General features: G+C 62.9%; 17 protein-coding genes and 2 tRNA genes. 10 read left to right on the top strand and 9 right to left on the bottom strand.

The genetic code is table 11. The features are described 5' to 3' along the window. Positions 1-31 precede the first annotated feature (31 nt). Positions 32-2,467 carry a two-component system response regulator gene (locus C2134_RS07285; protein ID WP_103318784.1) on the bottom strand — a complete coding sequence of 812 codons (2,436 nt, stop codon included), beginning with the start codon at positions 2,465-2,467 and terminating at the stop codon, positions 32-34. 341 nt (positions 2,468-2,808) lie between these two features. On the opposite strand from C2134_RS07285, the gene C2134_RS07280 reads away from it, so the two are divergent. Then, positions 2,809-3,258: a hypothetical protein gene (locus C2134_RS07280; protein ID WP_103318782.1), complete on the top strand. Its 450-nt coding sequence runs from the start codon at positions 2,809-2,811 to the stop codon at positions 3,256-3,258. A 115-nt stretch (positions 3,259-3,373) separates the two neighbouring features. Here C2134_RS07280 and C2134_RS07275 read toward each other — a convergent pair. The 3 genes from C2134_RS07275 to C2134_RS07265 all read right to left on the bottom strand — a co-directional run bounded on the left by C2134_RS07275 (position 3,374) and on the right by C2134_RS07265 (position 4,796). Continuing rightward, a tRNA-Ser gene (locus C2134_RS07275) sits at positions 3,374-3,464 on the bottom strand. A gap of 52 nt (positions 3,465-3,516) precedes the next feature. Continuing rightward, positions 3,517-3,607, bottom strand: a tRNA-Ser gene (locus tag C2134_RS07270). Between the two features lie 61 nt (positions 3,608-3,668). Then, positions 3,669-4,796, bottom strand: a complete 1,128-nt coding sequence (locus C2134_RS07265; protein ID WP_103318781.1) for a GNAT family N-acetyltransferase — start codon at positions 4,794-4,796, stop codon at positions 3,669-3,671. Positions 4,797-4,866: 70 nt separating this feature from the next. Between C2134_RS07265 and C2134_RS07260 the strand changes: the two genes are divergently transcribed. The 5 genes from C2134_RS07260 to C2134_RS07240 all read left to right on the top strand — a co-directional run bounded on the left by C2134_RS07260 (position 4,867) and on the right by C2134_RS07240 (position 11,172). Then, positions 4,867-6,459 carry an NAD+ synthase gene (locus C2134_RS07260; protein WP_103318779.1) on the top strand — a complete coding sequence of 531 codons (1,593 nt, stop codon included), beginning with the start codon at positions 4,867-4,869 and terminating at the stop codon, positions 6,457-6,459. 130 nt (positions 6,460-6,589) lie between these two features. After that, entirely contained in the window at positions 6,590-7,210 is a 621-nt protein-coding gene (lolA, locus tag C2134_RS07255; RefSeq protein ID WP_103318778.1) for an outer membrane lipoprotein periplasmic chaperone LolA, read from the top strand. Positions 7,211-7,383: 173 nt separating this feature from the next. After that, a complete protein-coding gene (locus C2134_RS07250; protein WP_103318776.1) occupies positions 7,384-9,750 on the top strand; it encodes a HAMP domain-containing sensor histidine kinase in 2,367 nt (788 codons plus the stop codon). Continuing rightward, positions 9,747-10,169: a response regulator gene (locus C2134_RS07245; protein ID WP_103318775.1), complete on the top strand. Its 423-nt coding sequence runs from the start codon at positions 9,747-9,749 to the stop codon at positions 10,167-10,169. The genes C2134_RS07250 and C2134_RS07245 overlap by 4 nt, the downstream gene beginning before the upstream one ends. Next, positions 10,159-11,172 carry a GGDEF domain-containing response regulator gene (locus C2134_RS07240; RefSeq protein WP_103318773.1) on the top strand — a complete coding sequence of 338 codons (1,014 nt, stop codon included), beginning with the start codon at positions 10,159-10,161 and terminating at the stop codon, positions 11,170-11,172. Before C2134_RS07245 ends, C2134_RS07240 begins: the two co-directional genes overlap by 11 nt. 116 nt (positions 11,173-11,288) lie before the next feature. On the opposite strand, the gene recR is transcribed toward C2134_RS07240, so the two are convergent. From recR to hrcA, 5 genes are all read right to left on the bottom strand, one after another. Further along, positions 11,289-11,888, bottom strand: coding sequence for a recombination mediator RecR (gene recR / locus C2134_RS07235; RefSeq protein ID WP_103318772.1), 600 nt, complete (start codon positions 11,886-11,888; stop codon positions 11,289-11,291). 273 nt (positions 11,889-12,161) lie between these two features. Further along, positions 12,162-12,500: a YbaB/EbfC family nucleoid-associated protein gene (locus C2134_RS07230; protein WP_233196381.1), complete on the bottom strand. Its 339-nt coding sequence runs from the start codon at positions 12,498-12,500 to the stop codon at positions 12,162-12,164. A 5-nt stretch (positions 12,501-12,505) separates the two neighbouring features. Beyond that, complete coding sequence (gene dnaX / locus C2134_RS07225; protein WP_103318769.1) at positions 12,506-14,431, bottom strand: DNA polymerase III subunit gamma/tau; 1,926 nt, start codon at positions 14,429-14,431, stop codon at positions 12,506-12,508. Positions 14,432-14,527: 96 nt separating this feature from the next. After that, positions 14,528-15,568: a lytic murein transglycosylase B gene (gene mltB, locus C2134_RS07220; RefSeq protein ID WP_103318767.1), complete on the bottom strand. Its 1,041-nt coding sequence runs from the start codon at positions 15,566-15,568 to the stop codon at positions 14,528-14,530. A 52-nt stretch (positions 15,569-15,620) separates the two neighbouring features. After that, positions 15,621-16,640 (bottom strand): heat-inducible transcriptional repressor HrcA, encoded by a 1,020-nt coding sequence (gene hrcA, locus C2134_RS07215; protein WP_233164004.1) that lies wholly within the window; start codon positions 16,638-16,640, stop codon positions 15,621-15,623. A 161-nt stretch (positions 16,641-16,801) separates the two neighbouring features. On the opposite strand from hrcA, the gene recA reads away from it, so the two are divergent. From recA to alaS, 4 genes are all read left to right on the top strand, one after another. Next, entirely contained in the window at positions 16,802-17,857 is a 1,056-nt protein-coding gene (gene recA, locus C2134_RS07210; RefSeq protein WP_071110136.1) for a recombinase RecA, read from the top strand. Next, entirely contained in the window at positions 17,857-18,312 is a 456-nt protein-coding gene (gene recX, locus C2134_RS07205; RefSeq protein WP_103318766.1) for a recombination regulator RecX, read from the top strand. The genes recA and recX overlap by 1 nt, the downstream gene beginning before the upstream one ends. Before the next feature lie 3 nt (positions 18,313-18,315). Next, positions 18,316-18,774, top strand: coding sequence for an SRPBCC domain-containing protein (locus tag C2134_RS07200; RefSeq protein WP_103318764.1), 459 nt, complete (start codon positions 18,316-18,318; stop codon positions 18,772-18,774). A 63-nt stretch (positions 18,775-18,837) separates the two neighbouring features. Continuing rightward, complete coding sequence (alaS, locus tag C2134_RS07195) at positions 18,838-21,471, top strand: alanine--tRNA ligase (protein ID WP_103318763.1); 2,634 nt, start codon at positions 18,838-18,840, stop codon at positions 21,469-21,471. Positions 21,472-21,537: the final 66 nt, after the last annotated feature.

Here is a 21,537-nt window from a genome sequence, read left to right as displayed (position 1 = left end):
GCGCGGCTGCCAAGAAGGGCCGTCGGCGGGGTCAACTCAGCCGGCGGTCCATTTCCTCGACCGGCATCGGCTTGCCGTAATAAAACCCCTGCATGATCCGCACTCCCTGCCTGGCCAACGCATGGGCCTGTTCGGCCGACTCCACCCCCTCCGCCACCAGGCTCAAGCCCATCGCCTGCGCCATCCGGACGATGGCCGCCACAATCGCCCCGCTGCTGGTATCGCTGAGCATGTCGCGCACGAAGCTCTGATCTATCTTCAACACATCGATGGGAAAAGACTTCAGATAAGACAGGCTGGAGTAACCGGTGCCGAAATCGTCGATGGCGATGGAAACGCCCAGGCTTTTGAGTTCGGACAGCATCGCCATCGTCAGCTCGACATCCCGCGCCAGCACGCTTTCCGTGAGCTCCAGCTGCAGGCGGTCCGGCGCCATGCCGGTTTCCTTCAGCGTCGCCCGCAATTGCTCGCAAAAACCCGCCTCCGCGATCTGCATGGCGGAGACATTGACCGCCACGTGCAGATCGCAGCCGGCGTCATGCCAACGCTTGCCGTCCAGGCAAGCCTGGCGCAAGACCAGCTGTCCCAGCGGCAGGATCAGGCCGGTCTTTTCCGCCAGCGGAATGAACTCCGCCGGCGCCAGGATATCGCCATCCTCCTTGCGCCAGCGCATCAGCGCCTCCACGCCGACAGTGCTGAGGTCTTCCACGTCGACCTTGGGCTGGTAATAGACCAAAAAGCTCTCTTGCTTCGCGCCCATCCGGAAATGCCGCTCCAACGCCTGCCGCGTCAACAACGCATCCTCTATCTCGCCGGAAAAGAAGCGGCAATGATTGCGCCCCTGCTGTTTGGCGTGATACAGCGCGGCGTCGGCATGACGGTACAGCTCATCCGCATCGCGGCTGTCATCGGGATACAGGCTGATTCCCACGCTGGCGGACAGATCGTAGCGCGACTCGCCCAGCCGGAACGGTTCGGCGACAAGCCGCCTCAGTTTTTCCGACAGCATGCCGGCCTGCTCTATGGTGCCTAGCCCCGGCATCAGAATGATGAACTCGTCGCCCCCCTGGCGGCTGACCGTATCGCCAGGCCGCAATCCCTGCTGCAGGCGCAAGGCCACCAACTGCAACAGCTGATCGCCCACCGCGTGCCCCATCGAGTCGTTGATCAGTTGGAAATGGTCCAGGTCCAGCATCAGCAAACCCAAACGCTCGCCGCTTTGCTCCGCCTGCTGCAAGGCCTGCAGCAGCCTATCCTGCAGCAGGATGCGGTTGGGCAGATTGGTCAGCGCGTCGTGATAGGCCAGATGCGTCATCCGCACGGCCATCGCCCGCGCCTCGCTGACATCATGAAATACCACGACGGCGCCGCCCGGCCTGCCGGCATGGTCCATGACCGGCGCGGCGCGGCCCACGACCGCCAGCAATCCGCCGTCTCGCTGCTGCAGCTCGCAGTCCAGCGCCAGGCCAACGGTTCTTCGCTCCGCCAAGGCCAGATGCGTCGGGCTGGGCAGGGCTCGCCCCTGGCTGTTGCGCAGCAGCAGGACCTTATCGACTGGCTGGTTCAGCGCGTCGTCAAACTGCCACCCGGTCAGGCTCTCGGCGATGGGATTCAGGAAAGTCACGCGGCCGTCGTCGTCGGTGGCGATCACCGCGTCGGCCAAGGCATTGAGCGTGACGCGAGCGCGTTCCCTCTCGTCAAACAAGGCGTGCTGGGTCCGCTTGTCGTCGGTCACGTCGGAAATCGACATCATCAGCACATTCGCTCCGCGGCTGATCAGGGCGACTCTGCCATACCAGGCCTCGCCGTCTGGCCGTGAAAAACGCGATTCGAACAAGGCGTCGCTGCCGGCCAGCGCTTGCCGCAGCGGTTCTGCCATCGCCCGATAATTGTCTGCGCCAAGCGCGTCGCGCGCGTGCAAGCCGGCCATGTCCGCCGCCGGCAGCCCAAACCAGCAGCCTTCCGCGTCATTGCAGGAAATATTGCGCAAGTCGGCGTTCCAGTAAGCGATGAACACCGGAAAATAACGCCGCATATCGGACATGTCCTGCGCCGCCCTCTCCAGCAGCCGCGCCTTGCGCTGCAGGGTCAAGTGCGTCTGGATGCGAGCGCGGGTCTCCTGCACGCTCAAAGGCTGGCGCAGGAAGTCGGCGCCGTCCATGCCCAAGGCTTGCAATTGCTCGTCGTCCGCGTCTTGGCCCGTGATGCAGATGATCGGCACATCCCGCAATTGCGGCATGGCCTTGAGCGCATGGTAAACGGCGCGGCCATCCCGGTCAGGCACGGCGATGTCCAGCAAGATCAAATCCGGCTTCAGGCTTCTGGCCATGCCGAGCGCCGCCCGCTCACCCGAAGCATGATGCACTTCGGCCTGCCCGCGCAGCGCCTCGGCCACCACGCGCGCATTGCTCGGCGAGTCGTCGATGATCAGAATCCGCTCCGGCTCCCGCAGCCGCTCATTGAACATTCGCCCTCCCTGCACCAACCTAGAAGCCAGGCCGACAACTGATAAAGAAACCCGGTCCTCGCCCGCCACCACCCGCCATGCTCAGAAACTACATTCAGGAATAGCTGGCCGACGGCGCCATAGGCAAGCCCACTCGCAAAACTGCGTATTGCCTGCGCTGCGGCAGGCCAACGACATCTCATGCCTCCAGATAAGTGTTTGTACTAGGTGGAATTAGCAGCATCGCTGATTAAAAAGAGGTATCCAAACCGCCGCCGGGCCTGTCGCACGGTTCGGCGGTCTTTTCTCGACAAGGGCATGGCTCCATGCCGTGGCGCGCCGGCGGAAGGATGAGGAGGCCTATGGACAGACAACAAATTCCCCTGCTGATCAATTACGCCAGCAACCCCAATTGTCTGGGCGTCGCCCGGCTGGCTGCCGGCGGCATTGTCGGTCACGCGCGCCGCGGCGACGAAAACCTGTGCGCCGCTACGCTGAGCCTGCTGCTGGACATGGCGCAAATCAATGTCGGGGTGATCAATGACGTGCTGGAGCTGACCTGCGAACTGCGGCGGCGCGGCTGGGATGTGATCCGCACGCCGGACACGGCGGAATCGGGCAATGATCTGCTCAGCAGCGGCGACATCGGCGTGCTGATCAGCACATGCCACAACCACATGTACCTGGTCGTTAACGCCGGCGATCAGGCCGAGCCGGAGGTAGCGGACAGCCAATCGCTATGTCCCTACCCGCGCCGCGTGATGGGCGGCAATGCCGTGCCGCAGACCACATTCTTCCTGCGAGCGACCTGAGGCAATCGGCGATGAGGAATCCGCCGGCCGCCATCCATGCGATCGCATAGCCAATAACGGCTGCGCGAACGAACGCGCAATGCAAAAAGCCCCGATAAAATCGGGGCTTTTTATTTGGCGGAGAGGGGGGGATTCGAACCCCCGTTAGGGTATTACCCTAAACACGCTTTCCAGGCGTGCGACTTAAACCACTCATCCACCTCTCCGGAGGTGTCTTGCTAAATTGTCGGAACCGCAATGCGGTTCGATATTGAATTCTGGCGGAGAGGGGGGGATTCGAACCCCCGTTAGGGTATTACCCTAAACACGCTTTCCAGGCGTGCGACTTAAACCACTCATCCACCTCTCCAGAACCCTGTACTGAAGCGCCTTCGGCGTTTCGGCGACAGAGGCTGCGCAGTATATAAGTCCTATTCTTCTTGCGCAAGTGTTTTATAAGCGGAATGCGCAAATAACTGGTCCACATAATCGGTCACGCCGGCGCGCTCACGCGCCAGCCAGCCGGCGATCGCTTCTCTAAAGCGCGGGTCGGCAATGTAATGGGCGGACACTGTGCGCACCGGCTCGAAACCACGCGCCAGCTTGTGCTCGCCCTGCGCGCCGCCCTCGAAACATTGCAGTCCTTTAGCGATGGCATATTCCAGGCCCTGGTAATAACACAGCTCGAAGTGCAGGCAAGACACCTCCTCCAGCGCGCCCCAATAACGCCCATACAACACCGCGCCATCGCGTATGCACAGGCTGGCGGCAATATCTTCGCCGTCGCGGCGGGCGACGAACATCACGCAATGGCCGGCCAGCCGCTCGCCTATCCGCCGGAAGAAGTCCAGATTCAGATACGGCGCCGAGCGATGCTCAAGATAGGTCTGCCGATAACAGCGATAAAACAAACGCCAGTCGGCATCGCCTATCTGCCCCGCATCCAGCGCGCGCACCTGCACGCCGGCGTCCGCCACCCTGCGCCGTTCCTGGCGTATCTTCTTGCGCTTGTCCCGGCTCAAGCTGGCGAGGAAGGCCTCGAAATCGGCATAGCCCTGGTTGTTCCAATGGAACTGCACGCCGTCGCGCAGCAGCCAGCCCGCGGCGGCCAGCCATTCCGCCTCTTCCAGCGTTGGAAACAATACATGGACCGACGACAGGCGGTTGTCGTCCACCACCTGCTGCAGCCCGGCGATCAGCCGTCTTGAATCATCGCCCCGCCCCAGCAGCCGGCTGCCGGTGACGGGACTGAACGGCGAAGACACCACCAGCTTGGGGTAGTAATCCTGTCCGGCGCGGGCATAGGCTTCGGCCCAAGCCCAGTCGAACACGTACTCGCCGCGGTTATGCTGCTTCAGGTAAGCCGGCGCCAGCGCCTCAGCCCGGCCATCGCGCTCCAGCGCCAGCGGCAAGGGCTGCCAGCCGGTGGCGCCGCCGACGCAGCCGGTTTCCTCCAGCGCAACCAGCCACTCGCGGCCGACAAACACGCCGCCGCCCTCCCCCTCCGGCCAGGCCGGTTGCGGAACGGCGCTCACGCCGTCATACAGTTGCAGACGCAATGCTTTTCCTTTCGGGGCCGCCGTCTTCAGGTAAAATGTGTGGATCAAGAAACATCGGTGTTCTCTCAAGATGCGTATCGCACTCGCCCAGTTCAACCCCGTGGTCGGCGACATCGCCGGCAATGCCCAGAAAATCGTCGATCTCGCGCAGCAAGCCATGGTCCAGGGCGCCGACATCCTGCTGACGCCGGAGCTGGCGTTGACCGGCTACAGCCCGGAAGACCTGCTGCTGCGCGACAGCTTCTACCGCGAAGTGGCCAAGGGCCTGGACATCATCGAGCAACTGGACGGCATCACGGTCATCGTCGGCCATCCGGCGAAAATCGGCAACGAGCGCTTCAACGCCGCCACCGTGCTGCGCGACGGCAACCGTCTGGGCCAGTATCACAAGATGCTGTTGCCCAACTATGAAGTGTTCGACGAATGCCGCTACTTCACCCCCGGCGCCGCGCCGCTGGTATTCGAACAGAACGGCGTCAAAGTCGGCGTGCTGATCTGCGAGGACGCCTGGCAACTGGAGCCGGCGGCAGAAGCGGCCGACGCAGGCGCTGAATTGCTGCTGAGCCTGAACGCCTCCCCGTTCCACCGCGACAAGGTTGAAACCCGGCACGAGGTGATGCGCTACCGCGTGGAGGAAACCGGCCTGCCGCTGGCCTATGTCAACCTCGTCGGCGGCCAGGACGAACTGGTGTTCGACGGCGCCTCGTTCGCGCTGAACCAGGCCGGCGAAGTGGCCGCGCAGGCCGCCGCCTACGACGACGAACTGCTGCTGGTGGACTACGCCGACGGCGATTTCCAGGCCGGCTGCCAAGCCGCCCTGCCCGGCCCGCTGGAAAGCGTCTATCGCACCCTGGTGGTCGGCGTGCGCGATTACATTTGCAAAAACGGCTTCCCCGGCGCGCTCTTGGGCTTGTCCGGCGGCATCGACTCCGCGCTGACGCTGGCGGTAGCTGTGGACGCGCTGGGCGCGGACAAGGTGCACGCCGTGATGATGCCGTCGCGCTACACCGCGGACATTTCCGTCACCGACAGCCGCGACATGATAGGCCGCCTGGGCGTGAAGTACGACGAGATCGAAATCTGGCCGATGTACGAGAGCTTCATGGCCGCGCTGGCCCCGTCGTTCGCCGGCCTGGAGATGGACACCACAGAGGAAAACCTGCAGGCGCGCATCCGCGGCACGCTGCTGATGGCGCTGTCCAACAAGTCCGGCAAGCTGGTGCTGACCACCGGCAACAAGTCCGAAATGACCACCGGCTACTGCACGCTGTACGGCGACATGGCCGGCGGCTTCGCGGTGCTGAAAGACGTGGCCAAGACCCTGGTGTTCGAGCTGTGCCGCTGGCGCAATACCATGTCCGACGTGATTCCGGAACGCATCATCACCCGGCCGCCGTCGGCGGAGCTGCGCCCGGACCAGAAGGATCAGGACAGCCTGCCGCCTTATGAAATCCTGGACGCCATCATGGCGCGCTATGTCGAGGGCAACGAATCCGCCGCCGACATCATCGCCGCCGGCTACGCCGAGGCCGACGTCAAGCGCGTGGTGCGCTTGCTCAAGATCAACGAGTACAAGCGCCGCCAGGCGCCGGTGGGTCCGCGCGTCACCCAGCGCGGCTTCGGCAAGGACTGGCGCTACCCGATCACCAATCGGTTCAGCTGATCCGGCGCGGGCGGCCATGGCTGCATGCAACATTCCGCAAGCTATTCCGCCCGCAACGCGCCGAACCGCCGCCAACGTCGGCAGTCATAGCATTTTCACCGCAGCCAGGCTGCCCTGAGGAATCCATCCGATGAAACCGTCTTTTTCCCTGCTGAGCGCCGCCGCGCTGGCCTGCAGCCTGGCCGCACCCGCCCAGGCCTCCGCCATCGGCCAACTGAAGGCCTTCGTCGCCGGCAGCAAAACGCTGAGCGCGGACTTCACCCAAACGGTCAGCAACAAGAACAAACGCGAAGAAGCCAGCGGCCGGCTGGAAATCTCCCGCCCCGGCAAATTCCGCTGGGAATACACCAAGCCGTATGCCCAATTGATCGTCGGCGACGGCAAGACACTATGGATCTACGACCCGGACCTGGCCCAAGTGACGCGCAAGGCGCAAGGCGCGGCGCTGGGCTCCAGCCCGGCCGCCTTGCTGGCCGGCAGCAATGAAATCGAGCGCAGCTACAAGCTGAACGAAGCCGGCAAACAGGGTGACCTGGAATGGCTGGCCGCCAGCCCCAAGAAGCAGGACAACACCTTCAGCGCCATCCGCATGGGCTTCCGCAACAATATGCTGGTGGAAATGGAGCTGACGGACAGCTTCGGCAACGACACCCGCATCCGCTTCAGCCAACCGCAGCAGAACGTCAATCTGCCGGTCAGCCGATTCGCCTTCACGCCGCCCAAGGGGGTGGATGTGGTCAATGGCGACTGATCGCGGCTGACTCAAGGCCTCGCGCAGCCGGGCCGCAAACCACTGCGGCGCGCGACCTGCGCAGGCCCGCCAGCGCATTCCCCGCCCCGCCATCGCCGCATTGCAATCCCCCCTCTGGCCCGCTACAAAAATGAAGTATCTGGCGCGAGGACGCGCAAGTCGGGATAGGGAAAATGAAAAATGGCGAGACCGGCATAAGGTCATTAGCAGGCCGCCTGGTACTGGCCACGCTATTATTCTGCCTAGCCTTCACCTTCGCCACCGTCATCGTCAAAACCTGGCTGACCTGGAACAACCACGTCCAGGCCATGCAAAATCAGCTTAACCTGATCAATGGCATCTACCAGCAGACGCTGAACAAGGCAATCTGGGATCTGGACCGCACCTCGATAGAGGAACATCTGCGCAGCAGCTTTCAAGTGCCGGCCGTCGGCAGGGTCACCATCAAGCTGATAAACCTCAATGGCGAATCCCAGAAATACTACGAAGCGGAATCCTTCAGCCTGTCCAAGCCTGGATGGCAAAATACGTCCTGGACGCCAAAAATCTTTTCCCTGCTGAAACACCACGACCGCACCGCCGGCACCACGGAAACCATAGGCAGCCTGGAAATTGAAGGCGACAGCCGCATCCTCATCGCCGAACTGAAAAGCGAAATCGTCAACATCATCAGCACCCAGGCGATCTATTCCTTGCTGCTGGCCGGATTTCTGATGCTGATCGTCAATCGCTACGTCACCACGCATATCCGCAAGATTGCGCTGCACCTGGATCGATTCTCGCCGGAAACCCTGCATCAACAGATCCACCTGGAGCGGCGGCGAACCTATCAGGATGAGCTGGACAAGCTGGTGCATGGCATCAACACCATGCAGCAAAATCTTTCCGAATACCTGCAACAGAAAAACAAATACGAGGAGGAGCTGTCCACCCACCGCGACCATCTGAGCGACCTTGTGCATCAACGCACCGCCGACCTGCACCAGGCGAACATGGCCCTGGCAAGCTCGGCCGAAACCCTGCGGCAGTTGGGCGACATCGGCAAGGCGCTGACCGCCAGCCTGGACAGCAAGGCCATATGCGTCGCCCTGTACCAGCACTTGCGCGAGCTGATGCCGATTGATGGCTTCGCCGTCGCGCTGCTGAAATTCGACGCCAACGCCCTGGAGCTGATTTACTGCATCGACGACGGCCAGGAAAAACCAACCATGCTGCTGCCGTTGGAGCAGACCGATTCCTTTCTCGTCAATGCCTTCTTGGCGATGGAAGAGGTCCAGCTGCTGGACGAGCACAGCATCGCCCAGCTGGATGCGGCGAGCTGCGACACTACCAAAGCAGCCATGCGGCAGGGCGTCATCCACCAGCTGACCGCCGGCCGCAACTGCATCGGCATCGCCATGGCGCTGAGCCATGCTTCAGACGCATTCCAGCAGCGCGAGCTGGAAATCTTCCGCTCCATCGCCGCCTATGCCGCCATCGCGCTCACCAATGCGATTTCCTACGACATGATCAAGACGGCGCGCCAGCATGCCGACAAAACCTTGCAAGACCTGCAGCGCGCGCAGGGGCAACTGATCCAGTCCGAAAAAATGGCGGTGCTGGGACAACTGGTCGCCGGCGTCGCCCACGAAATCAATACGCCGATCGGCGCGATCAAATCCAGTAGCAACAATATTCTGGATGCGCTGGAGCTGGCGCTCTCCAGCCTGCCCTCCATCCTGATGCAACTCGACGCCAGCCATCTGGAGCTGTTCAAACGCCTGCTGGACGGCAGCAAGGCGCAACCGGTGGCCTTCAACAGCCGGGAGGAACGGGCCATCTCCCGCCAGCTGGCTGACCAGCTGACGCAGCATGGGGTAGACGACGCCCGCGTCAAAGCCACCATGCTGGTGCAATTGAAAGCCCATGATCAGTATCAGGACTATCTGCCGCTACTTGTTCATCCCGACAGTCCTGCCATTTTGAATGCCGCCTATAATATTTCATCCATCATCATGAACGCATCCAATATCAATATGGCGGTGGATCGCGTAGGCAAAATCATTTTCGCGCTGAAAACCTTCTCCCGTTTCGATGTCGACGGCGAGATGCATGAGCATCCCTTATCGGAAAGCATCGAAACCGTTTTAACCATTTACCAGAACAAAACCAAGCAAAACGTAGAAATCATCAGAAATTACCAAGACATACCCAATATAAAATGCCAACCTGATCAATTAAACCAAGTCTGGACCAATTTAATATCCAATTCACTACAGGCCATGGATTATCACGGCACCCTGCGACTTGGCATTCAAAAACAAGGTGACTATGCTGTAGTGTCCATCAGCGACACCGGCTGCGGCATCTCCGATGAAATAAAAGAACGCATTTTCGAGCCTTTCTTCACCACCAAACCCAGAGGCGAAGGCACAGGCCTGGGCTTGGACATCGTCAAGAAAATCATTGAACGGCACAAAGGGAAAATAGAAGTTTTCAGCGAGCTAGGTATCGAAACCACCTTCAAGGTTTTCTTGCCCTATCAGCAGGAGGCGAGATGAAAAAAGGCGTCATCTTATGTGTGGACGACGAGCCCAGCGTACTCATCGCCCTGCGCGACCAATTGAGGAAAAATTATCCCGCCCATCTGGTGGAAATCGCCGAAAGCGCAGCGGAAGGCCTGGATATTCTGAACGAGCTTTCAGCCGAGGGGCTGATTCCGCTGGTCGTCATTTCCGATTTCATCATGCCTGGCATGAATGGCGATGAGTTTCTCTGCCAGGCCAGAATCCATTTTCCGCACATCATCACCGTTATTCTGTCCGGACAGAGCAATGAAGCCTCGGTTCATTCGGCGCTGGCCTCCGGATCGGCCAATCATTTCTTTTCCAAACCCTGGGACGCGGCGGAGCTGATTCAATGCATTGATGCGGGACTGGCGGACTTCTGGCGCAAGATGGGGGACAACCATGCAAGCTGACAGGCAGAACGGCCCCGCCAACAAAGTCGTGCTTTGCGTAGACGACGATATCGGCGTGCTTAACGCCTTGCGCAATGCGTTGTCGCAGCATTTTGACAATGATGTCGTGATCGAAATCGCCGAAAGCGCGGAAGAAGCGCTGGACTTGATAGAAGAACTGAAACAGGAAGGCATGCCGCTGACCATCATCGTGGCCGACTACATCATGCCCGGCATGAAAGGGGATGAATTGCTGGTGCGGGTGCACATGAGCCAGCCGTCGGCCATCACGATCATGCTGACCGGCCAGAGCGACATGCAGGGGGTCAAGCGCGCCATCAACGAGGCCAGCCTATTCCGCTTCATGGAAAAACCGTGGCAGAACGAGGACCTGATTCTGACCCTGCAGTCCGCGATCAAGGCCTATGCGCTGGACCAGGAGCTCCGCTCCTATATCGTCAAGCTGCAAAAGATGAACGACGAGCTGGAAGAGATCGTCAAAAGCCGCACCCGCGAGCTGGAACAAAAAAATGAAGAGCTGAACCGGCTCGCCACCACCGACCGGCTGACTGGGCTGTACAACCGCCTGTTCCTGGAAAAGATGCTGCCGCATGAGTTTGCGGTGGCCAAACGCTTTTCCAACCCGTTTTCCTTCATCATGCTGGACATCGACCACTTCAAGCAGATCAACGACCGTTATGGCCACCAGGCCGGCGATGAAGTGCTGAAAACCATAGCCAAGATCATTCTCGACAATATCCGCGCCTGCGACATCACCGTACGCTGGGGCGGCGAGGAGTTTCTGATCATTTGCAGCGACACCCACCTACCCGGCGCGCGCATCCTGGCGGAGAAGCTGCGCCAGGCTGTAGAACGCCATGACTTCCCCATCGTAGAGCGCTGCACCGCCAGCTTCGGCGTATCCGCCTATCAGGAGCATGACGACATCCACAGCATGATGGAACGCGCCGACCGGGCGCTTTACGCAGCCAAACGCGGCGGCAGAAACCGGGTGGAGGGCTGAACCGCCGCGAACAGCGGGCGGGCGCGATTGCGGATTGTCCGCTCAGATGGAATTCAAGGTCGCCAGACAGCTGGCCAACACGAGGCAAAGCGCTGCGCAAGCTTGCGCCCTAGCGCCTAGGACACCCCCCGGCGCTCGTACACCGCCTGGGCCAGCGTGCCCAGATCGACGTACTCCAACTCGCCGCCCACCGGCATGCCGCGGGCGATGCGGGTGACCGCCAGGCCGCGGTCCTTGAACAGCTCGCTCAGCATATGGGCGGTAACCTCGCCCTCGGCAGTAAAATTGGTGGCGATCACCACCTCGCTCACCCGCCCGTCCAAGGCGCGCGGCAGCAGCTTGTCCAGGTTCAAGTCTTTGGGGCCGATATTATCCAGCGGCGAAATCCGCCCCATCAGCACGAAATACAGGCCTTCGAAACACTTGGCCTGTTCCAGCATCATCAAGTCCGCCGGCATCTCCACGATGCACAGCTGATCCTGCCGTCGCGCCTCATCGGCGCAGATCGGACACAGTTCGGTCTCGCTGAAGGTGTTGCAGCGCTGGCAATGGGTCAGCTGAGTCAGCGCCTTGTCCAGCGCGCGCGCCAGCTTGTCCGCGCCCTTCTTGTCGCGCTGCAGCAAGTGAAAAGCCATGCGTTGGGCAGTCTTCGGCCCCACCCCGGGCAACACCTTCAGAGCGGCGATCAATTGTTCCAGCGCGGGAGGATTTTTCATCCCAAAACCTCATACACCACGAAATCGTACGGATAAGAAATAACCGGATTTCTGCCACGAAATCCACGAAACCACACGAAAAACAACAGGCGCCGGCCGCCCGATCGACGGCGACTCACTCCGGCCCGGCCAGTCAGGTTCGTGTTTCTCGTGGATTTCGTGGCTGAAATGGTTTCAGCTTACTCAAGCGCTTGCGCGCCCCACATATTACGGAAAGCGCAGCCGGCGCCTGGATGTCGCGCCGAACAAAAAGGCCCGTCGCCGGGCCTGGGGTCAGAACGGGAGCTTCATCCCGGCCGGCAGATTCAGGCCGTTGGTAAAGCCGGACATGCGCTCCTGGGTGGTGGCTTCCACCTTGCGCACGGCGTCGTTGACCGCGGCGGCGATCAGGTCTTCCAGCATGTCCTTGTCTTCCTTGGCGTCTTCCAGCACGCTGTCGTCGATGGCGACGCGCTTGACGTCGTGGGAGCAGGTCATCACCACCTTCACCATGCCGGCGCCGGATTGGCCTTCCACTTCCACCTTGGCCAGTTCTTCCTGGGCCTTCTTCATGTTTTCCTGCATTTGCTGGGCCTGTTTCATCAGGCCAGCGATTCCAGCTTTACCGAACATTGCGGTCACTCCTGTACGGGTTGAATGGTCTCGATGAGCAGCGTGGCGCCGAACTCGCGCACCATCTGCTGCACCACCGGATCGTTTTGCATGCATTCGCGGGCGACGGCCAGCTGTTCCTGCCGCAGCCTAGCATCGGTCATGGCCGGGGTTTCCATCCCCAGCTCCTCCACCGTCACCAGCAACTCCACCGGATGGCCGAAGCGGTCGGCCAAGGCGGCTTTCAATTTATCCTGGTAATCGCGGCCGCTCATGTGGCGGAAGCTCTCCGGCACCGCCAGCTCCAGCCGGCTCTGACTCCAGCTCTTCAGCACTGCATTATGCGCCAGCATGCGCGCCGCGCCGAGCTTGGCGCCCAAATCGGCCACCAGCCGCTGCCAGTCGCCATCGAAGCGATAACTCGCCACCTCGTCCTCCAGCGGCGGTTGCTGCATGTAAGCCGGCATCGCGTCGTCGTCGGACCACGGCGCGTCGACGATTTCTTCCTCGTCGCGCTCATCGGCCTCGTCCTGCGGCTCAGGCGCCACGACGACGGGCGCAACAGGCGGCTGCGGCCGGGCTTCGACCTTGGCTTGCGCAGCCGGCGCTGCCGCTACCGGCTGTGGCCGGGGCGCAGGCTCGGGCTCCGGCTCGACAGCCGGGGCCGCGGGTTCTCTCGGTTCCTGCCGCGGCGCCGGCTTGGCCGGGCTGCTGAGACCGGCTGCCTGCAAGGCGCGGGCGGCCGGCGAGACGCCCCGCGCGACCGGCACCGAAGCGCTGGCGGTCACGGACGCGGCGGCCGCTGCCGGACGCGATGCGGGCTGCGGCGCAGCCGCCCGCGCGGGCGCGGCGTTTTCGGCGGGCGCGCGGGCCGGATGGAAGGCCAGCATGCGCAGCAGCGTCATATTGAAGCCGGCATGCTCGTCCGGCGCCAAGGCCAGGTCTTTGCGGCCATGGATGGCAATCTGATAGTACAACTGCACGTCTTGCGGCGCGATGGCGTCGGCCAGCGCGAAAATCGCCTCGCGCTCCGGCTCGTCGTCGGCCAACGCGGCCGGCACCGTCTGCGCCAGCGCCAGTTGCTGCAGCAAAACCGCCAATTCGGACAAGGTGGCGTCGAAGCTGATGCCGCGCTCCGCCAGCTTGTCGGCCTCGGCCATCAGCGCCGCGCCATCGGAGGCGGCCAGCGCCTGCAGCAGACTGAACAGGTAGCGGCGGTCCACCGCGCCCAGCATGGCGCGCACGCCGTCTTCCCTCACTTCGCCCAGGCCGTAGGCGATGGCCTGATCCAGCAGCGACTGCGCGTCGCGCATGGAGCCGGACGCGGCGCGGCCCAGCAAGGCCAAGGCTGGCGCCTCGTACGGAATACCCTCGACCTCCAGCATGTGCGCCAAGTGCGTCGACACCTGCTGCGGCGTCATATTGCGCAAGGAGAACTGCAGGCAGCGGGACAACACCGTGACCGGCACTTTTTGCGGATCAGTGGTGGCCAGGATGAATTTGACGTGGCCGGGCGGCTCCTCCAGCGTCTTCAGCATCGCGTTGAAGGCGCTTTTCGACAGCATGTGCACTTCGTCGATGATGTAGACCTTGAAGCGGCCCATGGTCGGCGCGTACTGGGCGTTTTCCAGCACTTCGCGGATATTGTCGATGCCGGTATTGGACGCGGCGTCGATTTCCAGCAGGTCGACAAAGCGGCCGGCGTCGATCTGGCGGCAGGCCTGGCACTCGCCGCAAGGCTCGGCGGTAGTGCCGGTTTCGCAGTTCAGGCTTTTCGCCAGGATGCGGGCGATGGTGGTCTTGCCTACGCCTCGGGTGCCGGTCAGCAGATAGGCGTGATGCAGCCGCTGCTCTTTGAGGGCGTTGGACAGGGCGCGCACCACATGCTCCTGGCCGACCAGGTCGGCGAAGCGTTTGGGACGCCACTTGCGGGCAAGGACTTGATAGCTCATGGGGGCGGATTTTAATGGCAATTGCCGCGCAAGGCGACAGGTTTCGCCGGCGCGGCCGCGATGGACGGCGCCGGTGGAAAAGAGATCGGCAGCGGCTTACATGCCGGCCGAGGCCGGTTCCTGCTGCCGCGCCAGTTCGGCGAAGTAGCGCTGGCGCACCTGGCTGGCGATCTCCTGCACCGCCTTGGCGTACAGCGTGCTGCGGTTGTAGCGGGTGATCGCGTAGAAATTGTTCAGGCCCAGCCAGTACTCGGTGACGCCCGGCGCCGACTCCAGCGAGAACAGCACGGCCGGCACGTCGTCGGCCAACGGCGCCTGCGGCGCCACGCCCATCTTGCGCAGATCGCCCACCGTGTAGTGCAGATTGAATTTGTCGGCCAGCAGCTGATCGATCTGCGGACCGGCCACCACGCTGGCCGGCACCACCACGTCGTCGCCGGGCTTCCAGCCGTGCAGCTGGAAGTAGTTGGCCACGCTGCCGATGGCGTCGTGCGGATTGTTCCAGATGTCGCGGTGGCCGCTACCGTCAAAGTCCACCGCCCACTTGCGGTAGCTGGACGGCATGAACTGCGGCAGGCCCATCGCGCCGGCGTAGGAACCCTTCAGCGTCAGCGGGTCCTTGCCCTCTTCCTTGGCCAGCAGCAGGAATTGGGTCAGCTCGCCGCGAAAGTACGCGGCGCGGCGCGGGTAGTCGAAACCGATGGTGGACAGCGAGTCCACCAGCCGGAAGCTGCCGGTGTTGCGGCCGTAATGGGTTTCCACCCCGAGGATGGCGACGATCACCTCCGGCGCCACGCCGTATTGGCGCTCGGCGCGCGCCAGCGCGTCGGCATTGGCCTGCCAGAACGCCACGCCGTCGGCGATCAGCCTCTCGTTGACGGTGGTGGCGCGGAATTGGTACCACGGCCGCGAGGTGGATGGTTTGTCCAGAATGCGGATGATATTGGGCTTCAGTTCGACATTGGCGAACACCGCCTCCAGCTCGGGGCGGTTGAACTGGCCGCTGGCCACTTGCTCGTCGATATAGCGCTGCACATCGGGGCGGGCGAGGAAGTCGGCGTCGGCGAAAGCCGGGGCGGCGGAAAACGCCAGCGCGGCCAGGGCTGCCGCGGCGGCCAGTTTCTGCATGATTTTCATGGTGTATTGTTTTCCAGTTGGATATCCCAAATTCCGGGCGCAGGCGCCAAGCTCACTCGCGGAACGACAACGCGTTGCTGACCAGCCGCGCGGTGATGTCGACAATCGGAATGACGCGTTCGTAAGCCATGCGGGTGGGGCCGACCACGCCCAGCGTGCCGACCACCTGGCCGTTGATGCAATACGGCGCGGTCACCACCGAGCATTCGTCCAGCGTCACCACGCCAGACTCCTCGCCGATGAAAATGTTCACCCCGCTCGCCTCCCGGCCCTGCGCCAGCAGCTTCAGCAACTCGGTCTTGCGCTCGAACACGCCGAACAGCTCGCGCAAACGCGACAGGTCGTCGGACAGGTCATGCACCTGCAGCAGGCGCGAGCCGCCGGTCACCACCACGTCCTCGCCGCTTTGCGCCAGCGTCTGCCGCCCCAGCATCACCGCGGCGGACATCAATTCGGCGATATCGCCCTGCAGCTGCTTGAGCTCGCTCTCCACCCGCTGCGCGACGGCGCTCAGCCCCTGGCCGGCGTAATGCTGGTTGATGAAATTGCCGGCCTCGATCAGCTCGCTCGGCGTGTAGTCGCGCTCGGTCACCAGCAAATGGTTCTGTACGTCGCCGTCCAGCGTCACCAGTATCATCAGCACCCGCCGTTCGGACAGGCGCAGAAATTCGATCTGACGGAAGGCGACATCGCTGCGCTGCGGCGTCAGCACCACGCCGGCAAAGCTGGTCAATTCGGACAGCAGGGACGAGGCGGCCTGAGCGATGCGCTGCGGGCTGTCCGGCTGCAGATTATGCTCCAGCTCCTGCAGCGACACCTGGTCCAGCGGACGGATGGTCAGCAGGCGGTCCACGAACAGCCGGTAGCCGCGCGCGGTGGGCACCCGCCCGGCCGAGGTATGCGGCGAGGCGATCAGGCCCATGCCTTCCAGATCGGCCAGCACATTGCGCACGGTGGCCGAAGACAGTTCCACACCGGGCAGCAGCGACAGGGCCTTGGAGGCCACAGGCTGACCGTCGGCGATGTAGCGCTCGATCAGCGCTTTCAGCAGATGTTGGGCGCGTTCGTTCATCATGTCTCCCATTGTACACATCCTGAACCGCGCCAAAAGGGGGCGGCGCGCGGGTTTACGACTATGGCACGCGCCGGATGGCCGGCAAGCTGCTGTTAGCCCTCTGGTTTTCTGCGATAATCGCCCCATTATTGGTCCGACCTACCCCATTTGGAGACAGCATGGCATCCGAAGACAAGAGCAAGGCGCTGGCCGCGGCCCTGGCCCAGATTGAAAAGCAGTTCGGCAAGGGCTCGATCATGCGCATGAGCGACAACCAGATCAACGAAAACCTGCAGGTGGTCTCCACCGGTTCGCTGAGCCTGGACCTGGCGCTGGGCGTCGGCGGCCTGCCGCGCGGCCGCGTGGTGGAAATCTACGGCCCGGAATCGTCCGGTAAAACCACCCTGTGTCTGCAAGTCGTGGCCGAAGCGCAAAAGCTGGGCGGCACCTGCGCCTACATCGACGCGGAAAACGCGCTGGACCCGATTTACGCGCAGAAGCTAGGCGTAAACGTGGAAGACCTGCTGATCTCGCAGCCGGACACCGGCGAACAGGCCCTGGAAATCTGCGACATGCTGGTGCGTTCCAGCGGCGTGGACGTGATCGTGGTGGACTCGGTGGCCGCGCTGGTGCCGAAGGCGGAAATCGAAGGCGAGATGGGCGATAGCCACGTCGGCCTGCAAGCCCGCCTGATGAGCCAGGCCCTGCGCAAGCTGACCGGCAACATCAAGCGCACCAACACCCTGGTCATATTCATCAACCAGATCCGCATGAAGATCGGCGTGATGTTCGGCAACCCGGAAACCACCACCGGCGGCAACGCGCTGAAGTTCTACGCCTCCGTGCGTCTGGACATCCGCCGCACCGGCGGCATCAAGAAAGGCGAGGAAGTGATCGGCAACGACACCCGCGTCAAAGTGGTGAAGAACAAGGTCTCGCCGCCGTTCCGCCAGGCTGATTTCGAAATCCTGTACGGCGAAGGCATTTCGCGCGCCGGCGAAATCATCGAGCTGGGCGTCAAGCACGGCTTCATCGACAAGTCCGGCGCCTGGTACGCCTACAACGGCCAGAAGATCGGCCAGGGCAAGGACAATACCCGCGAGTGGCTGAAGGCCAACCCGGCCATCGCCGAAGAAATCGAGCGCAAGATCCGCGAAGCGGTGGGCGTGAAGGTGGAAATCACCGAAGGCCAGGCCGACGAAGAAGAATTCGTCGACGACGCCCTCGACGCTTGATGACCTCAAGCGGCAAAAGCCTGAAGGCGCGGGCCGCCGATCTGCTGTCGCGCCGGGAGTATTCCCGGCGCGAGCTGGTCAGGCGGCTCGCGCCTTTTGCCGAAAGCATGGAACAGCTGGAAGCCGTGCTGGACGAGCTGGCGGCCGCCAACTGGCAGTCGGACAGCCGTTTCGCCCAGCAATTCGCCGCCAGCAAGGGCGGCAAGTTCGGCAGCCGCCGGCTGTCGCAGGAAATGCGCCAACGCGGCGTGGACGATGACACCATACGCCAGGCCCTGGCCGGTCAGGACGATCTGGCCAGCGCGCGCGAACAGTGGCGCAAGAAATTCGGCCGCCCGCCGGCCGACGCCGCGGAAAAAGCCAAGCAGTACCGTTTTCTGGCGCAACGCGGCTTCCCGACGGATGTGATCCACCAGGTGATCGCCGGCGCCGACGACGACTTCTACGAGGACTGAGCCATGGCCAAGCGCAGCATCGCCACCGAGATCGACATCGCCGCCGCTCCGGATCAGGTATGGCGGGTGCTGACCGACTGGCCGCGCTACCCGGAATGGAACCCGTTCATCGTCGGCCTGCACGGCCGCCGCGAAACCGGCGCCAGCCTGGTGGCCACCATTCATCCGCCCGGCGGCCGGCGCATGACCTTCCGGCCGCGGCTGATGGCGTTTGCCGCCGCGCAGCAACTGCGCTGGCGCGGCAAACTGCTGCTGCCGGGCCTGTTCGACGGCGAACACTACTTCCGGCTGGAAGCGCTGGCTGACGGCGGCACCCGCTTTCATCACGGCGAGGACTTTTCCGGCATCCTGCTGCCTTTGATCGGCGGCGCGCTGCTGGACAACACCCGCAGCGGCTTCGTGCTGATGAACCAGGCGCTGAAACGGCGCTGCGAAGCGCTTGCCAGCCAGGCTCCAGCTTGACACAATCGACGGATTCGTCCTGGCACGGCGCCCGGACCAGATTTTGAAAATTGACCAAAAATCATGAAAACCTCTGAAATTCGCAAGAAATTCCTGGATTTCTTCGCCTCCAAAGGCCACCAGGTAGTCGCCTCCAGCAGCCTGATCCCGGGCAACGACCCGACGCTGATGTTCACCGTCGCCGGCATGGTGCAGTTCAAGGACGTGTTCCTGGGCTTTGAAAAGCGCGACTACACCCGCGCCACCACCAGCCAGAAATGCCTGCGCGCAGGCGGCAAGCACAACGACTTGGAAAACGTCGGTTACACCGCGCGCCACCACACTTTCTTCGAAATGCTGGGCAACTTCAGCTTCGGCGACTACTTCAAGCGCGACGCCATCACCTTCGCCTGGGAATTCCTGACCGGCGAGCAATGGCTGGCCCTGCCGAAGGACCGTCTGATGGTGACGGTGTACGCCAGCGACGACGAAGCCTACGATATCTGGCACAAGACCGTCGGCCTGCCGGCCGACAAGATCGTCCGCATCGGCGACAACAAGGGCGCGCCGTACGCGTCCGACAACTTCTGGACCATGGGCGACACCGGCCCCTGCGGCCCGTGCACCGAAATCTTCTTTGACCACGGCGCAGACGTGGCCGGCGGCCCTCCGGGCAGCCCGGACGAAGACGGCGACCGCTTCATGGAAATCTGGAACAACGTGTTCATGCAGTTCAACCGCGACGAATCCGGCGTGCTGCACCCGCTGCCCAAGCCGTCCGTCGATACCGGCATGGGCCTGGAGCGCCTGTCCACCGTGCTGCAACACGTCAAGTCCAACTTTGAAACCGATGGACTGGCCTGCCTGGTTCGCGCCGCCGCGCGCGAAACCGGCGTGGCCTACAGCCAGGACGTGCCGTCGCTGAAAGTCATCGCCGACCACATCCGCGCCTGTTCCTTCATGATCGCCGACGGCATCCTGCCGTCCAACGAAGGCCGCGGCTATGTGCTGCGCCGCATCGCCCGCCGCGCGATCCGCCACGGCTACAAGCTGGGCCAGAAGGGCCTGTTCTTCCATAAGATCGTCGCCGACCTGGTCTCCGAGATGGGCGACGCCTATCCGGAGCTGCGCGAGAAGCAGGCTCAGATCGAAGACGCGCTGCGCGCCGAGGAAATCAAGTTCGCCGAGACGCTGGAAAACGGCATGGCGCTGGTGGACGCCGCGCTGGAAGGCGGCAAAAAAGAGCTGGATGGCGAAACCATCTTCAAGCTGTACGACACTTTCGGCTTCCCGGTGGACCTGACCGCCGACATCTGCCGCGAACGCGGCATCCACGCCGACCTGGAAGGCTTCGAGCGCGCCATGGAAGCGCAGCGCGAGCGCGGCCGCGCCGGCTCCACCTTCAAGATGACCGGCAAGCTCAGCTACAGCGGCGACGACACCTGCTTCCACGGCTACGACAAGAGCAGCGTGGAAGCCAAGGTGCTGGCGCTGTACAAGGGCACCGAGCCGGTTGAGGCGCTGTCCGCCGGCGACGAAGGCATCGTGGTGCTGGACAACACCGCCTTCTATGCCGAAGGCGGCGGCCAGGTCGGCGATGTCGGCGAAATCTCCGCCGTAGGCGGCATCGACGCGCTGTTCGACGTGGCCGACACCCAGAAGATCCAGGGCGCGGTCTTCGGCCACAAGGGCGTGCTCGCCCGCGGCGCGCTGAAGGTCGGCGACAGCGTCACCGCCACCATCGACCTGCACCAGCGTCTGGCCAGCGCCCGCAACCACTCCGCCACCCACCTGCTGCACGCGGCGCTGCGCCATGTGCTGGGCAGCCACGTGGCGCAAAAGGGTTCGCTGGTCAATCCGGAACGCACCCGTTTCGACTTCGCCCACGGCGAGCCGGTAACGGCGGAACAGATCGCCGAGCTGGAGCGCGTGGTCAACCGCGTGATCGCCCATAACGTCGAGGTCAAGGCCGAGCTGATGAGCATGGCAGACGCGCAGAAATCCGGCGCGATGATGCTGTTCGGCGAAAAATACGGCGAGGAAGTCCGCGTGCTGACCATGGGCGACTTCTCCGCCGAACTGTGCGGCGGCACCCACGTCATGCGCACCGGCGACATCGGCCTGTTCAAGATCGTGGCCGAAAGCGGCGTCGCCGCGGGCGTGCGCCGGATCGAAGCCGTGACCGGCGAAGGCGCCGTCGCCTGGGTTCAGGCCCAGGAAGCAGAGCTGAAAACCGCCGCCAGCGCGCTGCAAGCGCAGCCGGGCGAGCTGATCGCCAAGATCGAACGCCTGCAAGCCGAACTGAAAGCCGCGCAGAAGGAAGCCCAGCAGCTGAAGGGCCAGCTGGCCTTCGGCCAACTGGACGAACTGGTCAGCGTCGGCATGCGCACCATCAACGGCGTCAAGTGCGTCGGCAGCCGCATCGACAACGTCGACGCCGCCACCCTGCGCGACATGAGCGACAAGCTGATGGACCGCCTGGAAAGCGGCATCGCGCTCTTGGCTTGCGTCAACGAAGGCAAGGTCAGCCTGATCGCCCGCGTGTCCAAGGACCTGACCGGCAAGGTCAAGGCCGGCGAGCTGGTCAACCAAGTCGCCACGCAAGTGGGCGGCAAGGGCGGCGGCCGTCCGGACATGGCCCAGGCCGGCGGCACTCAGCCGGAAAACCTGCCGGCTGCGCTGCAAAGCCTGCCGGACTGGCTGATGACCAAGCTGTAAGCCGCGCAAACCGCACGCAAACGAAACGGTCGCATGACTATCATGTGGCCGTTTTTTATTCGGTAA

Source organism: Chromobacterium sinusclupearum, from assembly GCF_002902845.1.
GTDB lineage: Bacteria > Pseudomonadota > Gammaproteobacteria > Burkholderiales > Chromobacteriaceae > Chromobacterium > Chromobacterium sinusclupearum.
This window is presented reverse-complemented; position numbering and strand designations above follow the sequence as displayed.

What these genes read in the sequence shown, in the direction of transcription:
- C2134_RS07250 (WP_103318776.1), top strand. Translation starts at nt 7,384, where the DNA reads ATGAAAAATGGCGAGACCGGCATAAGGTCATTAGCAGGCCGCCTGGTA.
- mltB (WP_103318767.1), bottom strand. Translation starts at nt 15,568, where the DNA reads ATGAAAATCATGCAGAAACTGGCCGCCGCGGCAGCCCTGGCCGCGCTG.
- C2134_RS07285 (WP_103318784.1), bottom strand. Translation starts at nt 2,467, where the DNA reads ATGTTCAATGAGCGGCTGCGGGAGCCGGAGCGGATTCTGATCATCGAC.
- C2134_RS07245 (WP_103318775.1), top strand. Translation starts at nt 9,747, where the DNA reads ATGAAAAAAGGCGTCATCTTATGTGTGGACGACGAGCCCAGCGTACTC.
- lolA (WP_103318778.1), top strand. Translation starts at nt 6,590, where the DNA reads ATGAAACCGTCTTTTTCCCTGCTGAGCGCCGCCGCGCTGGCCTGCAGC.
- C2134_RS07260 (WP_103318779.1), top strand. Translation starts at nt 4,867, where the DNA reads ATGCGTATCGCACTCGCCCAGTTCAACCCCGTGGTCGGCGACATCGCC.
- alaS (WP_103318763.1), top strand. Translation starts at nt 18,838, where the DNA reads ATGAAAACCTCTGAAATTCGCAAGAAATTCCTGGATTTCTTCGCCTCC.
- recX (WP_103318766.1), top strand. Translation starts at nt 17,857, where the DNA reads ATGACCTCAAGCGGCAAAAGCCTGAAGGCGCGGGCCGCCGATCTGCTG.
- recR (WP_103318772.1), bottom strand. Translation starts at nt 11,888, where the DNA reads ATGAAAAATCCTCCCGCGCTGGAACAATTGATCGCCGCTCTGAAGGTG.
- C2134_RS07240 (WP_103318773.1), top strand. Translation starts at nt 10,159, where the DNA reads ATGCAAGCTGACAGGCAGAACGGCCCCGCCAACAAAGTCGTGCTTTGC.
- dnaX (WP_103318769.1), bottom strand. Translation starts at nt 14,431, where the DNA reads ATGAGCTATCAAGTCCTTGCCCGCAAGTGGCGTCCCAAACGCTTCGCC.
- C2134_RS07200 (WP_103318764.1), top strand. Translation starts at nt 18,316, where the DNA reads ATGGCCAAGCGCAGCATCGCCACCGAGATCGACATCGCCGCCGCTCCG.
- hrcA (WP_233164004.1), bottom strand. Translation starts at nt 16,640, where the DNA reads ATGAACGAACGCGCCCAACATCTGCTGAAAGCGCTGATCGAGCGCTAC.
- C2134_RS07280 (WP_103318782.1), top strand. Translation starts at nt 2,809, where the DNA reads ATGGACAGACAACAAATTCCCCTGCTGATCAATTACGCCAGCAACCCC.
- C2134_RS07230 (WP_233196381.1), bottom strand. Translation starts at nt 12,500, where the DNA reads ATGTTCGGTAAAGCTGGAATCGCTGGCCTGATGAAACAGGCCCAGCAA.
- recA (WP_071110136.1), top strand. Translation starts at nt 16,802, where the DNA reads ATGGCATCCGAAGACAAGAGCAAGGCGCTGGCCGCGGCCCTGGCCCAG.